Consider the following 6,853-nt stretch of genomic DNA (forward strand, 5'->3'; position numbering starts at 1 on the left):
AGTGGAAATAATGCATTTTGAAACAGTTATCGGGCTTGAAGTTCACGTTGAGCTAAAAACAGACTCAAAAATGTTCTCTCCATCACCAGCACATTTTGGAGCTGAACCTAACTCAAATACAAATGTTATTGACTTAGCATATCCTGGTGTATTACCAGTCGTTAATAGACGTGCTGTAGACTGGGCTATGCGTGCATCAATGGCTTTAAATATGGACATTGCGACAAATTCTAAATTTGACCGTAAAAACTATTTCTATCCAGACAATCCAAAGGCATATCAAATTTCTCAATTTGATCAACCTATCGGTGAAAATGGATATATTGATATCGAGGTAGATGGTGAAACAAAACGTATTGGAATCACACGTCTTCACATGGAAGAAGATGCTGGTAAATCAACACATAAAGATGGTTATTCATTAGTTGACTTAAACCGTCAAGGTACACCATTAATCGAAATTGTTTCTGAACCGGATATCAGATCTCCAAAAGAAGCATATGCTTATCTAGAAAAATTACGTTCAATCATCCAATACACTGGCGTATCTGACTGTAAAATGGAAGAAGGATCATTACGTTGTGATGCCAACATTTCATTACGTCCTTATGGACAAAAAGAATTCGGTACTAAAACTGAATTGAAAAACCTTAACTCATTTAACTATGTAAGAAAAGGTTTAGAATATGAAGAAAAACGCCAAGAGGAAGAATTATTAAACGGTGGTACTATTGGACAAGAGACACGACGTTTCGATGAATCAACTGGCAAAACAATCTTAATGCGTGTTAAAGAAGGTTCAGATGACTATCGTTACTTCCCTGAACCTGATATCGTACCTTTATACGTTGATGATGAATGGAAAGCACGCGTACGTGAAACAATTCCTGAATTACCAGACGAACGTAAAGCGAAATACGTTAATGATTTAGGATTACCAGAATACGATGCCCACGTCTTAACACTTACTAAAGAAATGTCAGATTTCTTTGAAGGTGCTATAGACCAAGGTGCCGATGTTAAATTAACATCTAACTGGTTAATGGGTGGCGTTAATGAATATTTAAATAAAAATCAAGTTGAGTTACAAGATACTCAATTAACGCCAGAAAACCTTGCTGGTATGATTAAACTTATTGAAGACGGTACAATGAGTAGTAAAATCGCTAAAAAAGTTTTCCCAGAGTTAGCTGAAAATGGTGGAGATGCTAAACAAATTATGGAAGACAAAGGTTTAGTACAAATCTCTGATGAGGCTACTTTAACTCAATTTGTTACAGAGGCGTTAGACAATAATCCACAATCAGTTGAAGATTATAAAAATGGTAAAGGCAAAGCGATGGGCTTCTTAGTTGGTCAAATTATGAAAGCATCTAAAGGCCAAGCTAACCCTCAAAAAGTAAACCAAATTTTAAAACAAGAATTAGATAAACGCTAATTAAATGATGCATTTGTATGTCATTCAATGATTAATTAACAGTCTGGGAAAAAATAATATAATAATGCTATTTTGCAAATTCGCAGTAGCTGACTGAGCTGAGAAGGCGCTTAAATCAAGCTTTTCTCAGTTCTAGTCATCCTTGCGGGGGTGGGACGACGAATTCAAAAGAATTCTGTCCCGCTCCTTTTTAATTTTGGTACATTTTAAGCGCTAGCACCCGGTGTAATATAAGATTTACAATCACTATATGACTGATAATATATAGGATGTATTTTAAAGTTTATTGATTTAAATACTTCCAACTCTCTTATAAATCATTTAATATAAGAATATGTATAAAAAGATGAGGGATAATTTATGAGAAAACGTGCAAGAATCATTTATAATCCAACTTCTGGAAAGGAACTCTTCAAAAGAACTTTACCAGATGTTTTAATAAAATTAGAACGTGCCGGTTACGAAACAAGTGCTTATGCAACAGAGCGTGAAGGAGACGCAACACTTGAAGCGGAACGTGCACTTAAAAGAGATTATGATATTATCATAGCTGCTGGTGGAGATGGCACGCTTAATGAAGTGGTAAATGGTATCGCGGAGCAACCTAATCGCCCAAAATTAGGCATTATTCCTATGGGGACGGTGAATGATTTCGGTAGAGCCTTACATCTACCAAGCGATATTATGGGGGCGGTTGATGTCATCATTGATAATCATACAACGAAAGTTGATATTGGTAAGATGAATAACCGCTACTTTATCAATTTAGCAGCCGGCGGACAATTAACGCAAGTGTCCTATGAAACGCCAAGTCGCTTAAAGTCTATCGTGGGTCCTTTCGCGTATTACATCAAAGGTTTTGAAATGTTACCTCAAATGAAAGCGGTAGATTTAAGAATAGAATACGATAATCAAGTCTTTCAAGGTGAAGCATTATTATTCTTATTAGGACTTACAAACTCTATGGCGGGATTTGAGAAATTAGTTCCAGACGCGAAATTAGACGATGGTCATTTTACATTGATTATTGTTGAAAAGGCTAACTTGGCTGAATTAGGACATATTATGACATTAGCGTCTCGTGGAGAACACATTAAACATCCAAAAGTCATCTATGAAAAGGCAACATCTATTAATATTTCATCATTTACAGAAATGCAATTGAATGTAGATGGAGAATATGGCGGTAAATTACCAGCCAATTTCTTGAATTTAAAGCGTCATATCGAAGTATGCACACCAAAGGATATATACAACGAGGAGTTAACTGAAGATCAGCAAGTTGAAGATGGTATCATTGAAGAAAAACCATCAAATGAAGAGATTATAAGAAATAATGAAATATCAGAGTAATTTATACAGTTGAAGAGGTTGAGCAATAGTTTTAATGGCTTGGGTATGAAAAACAAACCTAGGTTAAACTACTCCAACCTCTTTTTATGTGGGGTGAAATAATGGAAACAATAAGTAAAAATGCAATTAACCATGGTAATGTTGTTGATTTAACGCACGAAGGGCATGGTGTTATCAAAATCGATCGTTACCCAATTTTTGTGCCAAATGCGTTAATTGGAGAAGAAATAGAATACAAAATTATCAAAGTAAAGAAAAATTTTGCGATAGGCAAACTACTTCAAGTTGTGAAACCGAGTGAGCATCGCGTTGAACCACCATGCAAATATTATTGGAAGTGCGGTGGTTGTCAATTACAACATATGACTTATGAAGCACAATTGGCAATGAAACAATCACAAGTGATTAATCTCTTCCATAGAAAAGCACAATTTACCGATACAACCATTCATAAAACTGTTGGAATGGATAATCCATGGCATTATAGAAACAAATCACAGCTACCTATTGGTACCGATAAAAATGGACAAGCAGTCATGGGATATTATCGACAACGAAGTCACGATATTATTGATATGGATAGTTGTTTAATCCAAGATGGTATACATCAAGATATTATGAATCACGTTAAACAATGGATTAAAGAATATCATATCAGTATCTATAATGAACGTACTAAAAGTGGATTGTTAAGACATCTAGTTATTCGCACAGGCTATTATACCGATGAAATGATGGTTATCTTTGTAACCAATGGAAAACATTTTAGAGACGCTTCAATTCTAGTGGAAAAGTTAAAACAAACATTTCCTAACATTACGAGTATTAAGCAAAACATTAATAACAGCCATTCTAATGTTATTATGGGTCAACAATCGATAACACTATATGGTAAAGACAAAATTGTAGATCAACTTAGCGATACAACATTTAAGATTAGTGATCAATCATTTTACCAAATTAATTCATCTCAAACTGAGAAATTATATCAAAAAGCAATAGAGTATGCGCAGTTAACAGGAGAAGAAACAGTACTCGATACATACTGTGGTATTGGTACGATAGGTCTATACATGGCACCAGTAGCTAAACATGTGTATGGTGTTGAAGTTGTGCCATCTGCGATTAAGGATGCACAGCAAAATGCGACTTTAAATGGATTTGAAAATACAACTTTTGTCTGTGGTAAAGCTGAAGAGGTCATTATAAAATGGAAACAACAAGGTATCAGACCGGATGTTGTAATGGTAGACCCACCGCGTAAAGGCTGTGATGAAACCTTCTTACAAACTTTACTGAAACTTAATCCTAAACGTATTGTGTATATTTCGTGTAACCCTTCAACACAACAAAGGGATGCACAAATTTTAGACACACAATATGAGTTGAAAGAAATTACACCGGTCGACATGTTCCCACAAACAACACATGTAGAAACAGTAGCATTGTTTGAAAGAAAATGATACGTGATATTTCATAATACGAATATTAAGAAATGATTACAGCGCATTAAATCTTATAGAAAAGGTTTTTTTCTCGATATAGACTGTGTATACTATGGTTGAAATTAAGAAAGATTGGAGGTCATTTTTGTGCAAAAATTTGATTTTTCGCCTAGTCGAATCAATTTACCTAAGTTTATTACAACCCAATTGGTCGTGGTTTTATTTATGATATTGTTTACATACAAGTGGGCGTTTATGTTTACAACTATTCATGAGCAAACTTTTTTAGCTAATTTACTCTATGGATTTTTAGGTTTTGTCGTTATTTTAGGATTACATGAATTGATTCACAGACTTTCGTTTTTTATTTTTTCAAAGGGTGAACAGCCTAAATTAAAATATAAAAAAGGATTTCTATTAGTACATATTTCAAAAAAATGTTTTAACAAATGGCAATTTTGCACAATTATGTTAGCTCCAATGGTCATCATTACTGGTCTATTAATGTTGATATTTAGTTATTATACGTACTCTTCAATTATCATCATGTTAAGTATTCATTTCGGGTATTGTCTAATAGATTTATATCTAGTAGGTATTACGTTTACGAATAAATTTGAGTACATTCATCCATCCGATGAAGGATTAATTATGTATTATCAGCGTCCTATACAAGTTAATAATGAGTTTGAATAAATCATAAGTCTCAATATGATTATATATGTGCACATTTCATGAGTTTTGAAAGATTTCACATTATAATTACGTTGAGGCTTATTTTTTAAAGAGGTGAGACAATGGCTGAAAGAAGAATTATACATATAGATATGGATTACTTTTTTGCGCAAGTAGAAATGCGAGATAATCCTAAATTAAAAGGGAAACCAGTGATTGTTGGTGGGAAGGCGAGTACACGCGGCGTGGTTTCTACTGCATCATATGAAGCGCGAAAATATGGTGTTCATTCTGCAATGCCAATGTCTCAAGCCCATAAATTATGCCCCAATGGTTATTATGTCAGCGCAAGGTTTGATGCCTATAGAGAAGCTTCTGCTATTATTATGTCTATATTTAAAAGTTACACAGATATCGTTGAGCCAATGTCACTCGACGAAGCATATTTAGATATTACACATTTAGTCAGATCTGACTTACCGGCATCAAAAATTGCAAGTTTTATTCGTCGTGATATTTTTGAACAAACGGGTTTAACATCATCTGCAGGTGTTTCGTATAATAAATTCTTAGCAAAATTAGCAAGTGGAATGAACAAACCGAATGGCATGATGGTTATTGATTATAATAATGTAAATGATATTTTAATGAATTTAGATATTGGCGACTTTCCAGGTGTGGGCAAAGCCTCGAAAAAAGTAATGCATCATCATGATATCTACACAGGGAAAGATTTATATGACAAAACAGAATTTGACTTAATACGTTGGTTTGGAAAAAGAGGTCGTGGCTTATATCAGAAAGCCAGAGGTATTGATCATAGTGAAGTGAAAGCGAAAAGAGTGCGTAAATCCGTGGGAACTGAACGCACGTTTTCAACTGATGTCAATGATGATGAAGTCATATTGCAGAAGATATGGGAACTATCTGGAAAAACAGCAGAACGTTTAACTAAATTGCAAAAATCAGGTAGCACTGTAACAGTTAAATTAAAAACATATCAGTATGAAACATTTTCAAAACAAAGGAGCTTAAGAGAGCCGGTTAATAGTGATATTGATATATACAATGTTGCCTATGATTTATATAACGAATTAAAGGATCCCGATATTCCAATAAGATTAATTGGTGTCACAGTAGGGAATTTAGAACAATCAACATATAAAAATATGACAATCTATGATTTTATTTAAAGATAAAGGTCAATGCCGATAAAATGTACTTTGCTTATCAAAATACATTTCACATCATGCGTTAGCCTTTATCTTTTAAATTTTTACCATAAATTTGGAGCATACTTTGCAAATTATCATAATGCTTTAATAATCTAAATGTAATCATTGCACATGCTTTGGCATCATTGAGCGCATCATGATGACCGTGAAAGTCTAATTGATAATGATTCATTAAATGTTTAAGACCATAGCGATATGCATCAATCGTACGTTTAGCAAGTTGATACGAACAAAAGTAAATCATTGACGGAGTTTCAATATTTAATTGCTTTAAACTTTGGTGAAGTACATTCATATCAAAGGCAGCATTATGTGCAACAACAGGTAAGTTATCAATAAATTGCATCATATAGGGATATACATAGTCAAAACTGGGCGCATTATTGACATCCTCAGGTGTAATACCATGAACATTTATATTCGTCTTTGAGAAATAATCAAATGGATTGACTAAAGTGTAAAAGGATTCAACAATCTCATTATTGACAACTTTAACCATACCAACAGAACAGATACTTGTACGTTTACCATTTGCTGTTTCAAAGTCTAATGCAATAAAAGCATTATCCATATTTACACCATCCTTTCATGTATAGATGTTTTCATTTTAGTAGTAGTATAAAAACATTTCCAGAATGTTGCACAACTAAAAAAGGGAGTGGACAGAATTCTTTTAAAATTCGTGTTCACTCCCAGCTTGCTTAGCT

At 33.8% G+C, this 6,853-nt stretch carries 6 protein-coding genes; 5 read left to right on the plus strand and 1 reads right to left on the minus strand.

Annotation, left to right across the window (positions count from 1 at the left end):
* The first annotated feature begins 10 nt into the window (after positions 1-10).
* The 5 genes from gatB to dinB all read left to right on the plus strand — a co-directional run bounded on the left by gatB (position 11) and on the right by dinB (position 6,104).
* Positions 11-1,438 carry an Asp-tRNA(Asn)/Glu-tRNA(Gln) amidotransferase subunit GatB gene (gene gatB, locus JVV30_RS11360; protein ID WP_070855034.1) on the plus strand — a complete coding sequence of 476 codons (1,428 nt, stop codon included), beginning with the start codon at positions 11-13 and terminating at the stop codon, positions 1,436-1,438.
* Between the two features lie 360 nt (positions 1,439-1,798).
* A complete protein-coding gene (locus tag JVV30_RS11365; RefSeq protein ID WP_053030383.1) occupies positions 1,799-2,791 on the plus strand; it encodes a diacylglycerol kinase in 993 nt (330 codons plus the stop codon).
* 101 nt (positions 2,792-2,892) lie between these two features.
* The gene (rlmD, locus tag JVV30_RS11370) at positions 2,893-4,254 is read left to right on the plus strand and encodes a 23S rRNA (uracil(1939)-C(5))-methyltransferase RlmD (protein ID WP_053030382.1); all 1,362 of its coding nucleotides are present in this window, start codon (positions 2,893-2,895) and stop codon (positions 4,252-4,254) included.
* A gap of 129 nt (positions 4,255-4,383) precedes the next feature.
* Positions 4,384-4,932 carry a DUF3267 domain-containing protein gene (locus JVV30_RS11375; RefSeq protein ID WP_053030381.1) on the plus strand — a complete coding sequence of 183 codons (549 nt, stop codon included), beginning with the start codon at positions 4,384-4,386 and terminating at the stop codon, positions 4,930-4,932.
* A 101-nt stretch (positions 4,933-5,033) separates the two neighbouring features.
* Positions 5,034-6,104 carry a DNA polymerase IV gene (gene dinB, locus JVV30_RS11380; protein ID WP_053030380.1) on the plus strand — a complete coding sequence of 357 codons (1,071 nt, stop codon included), beginning with the start codon at positions 5,034-5,036 and terminating at the stop codon, positions 6,102-6,104.
* A 61-nt stretch (positions 6,105-6,165) separates the two neighbouring features.
* Here the strand turns inward: dinB and JVV30_RS11385 are convergent, their stop codons facing one another.
* Complete coding sequence (locus JVV30_RS11385) at positions 6,166-6,717, minus strand: 3'-5' exonuclease (RefSeq protein WP_053030379.1); 552 nt, start codon at positions 6,715-6,717, stop codon at positions 6,166-6,168.
* Between the last annotated feature and the right edge of the window lie 136 nt (positions 6,718-6,853).

The sequence above is a fragment of the Staphylococcus sp. GDY8P47P genome (assembly GCF_016892225.1).
Taxonomy (GTDB): domain Bacteria; phylum Bacillota; class Bacilli; order Staphylococcales; family Staphylococcaceae; genus Staphylococcus; species Staphylococcus borealis.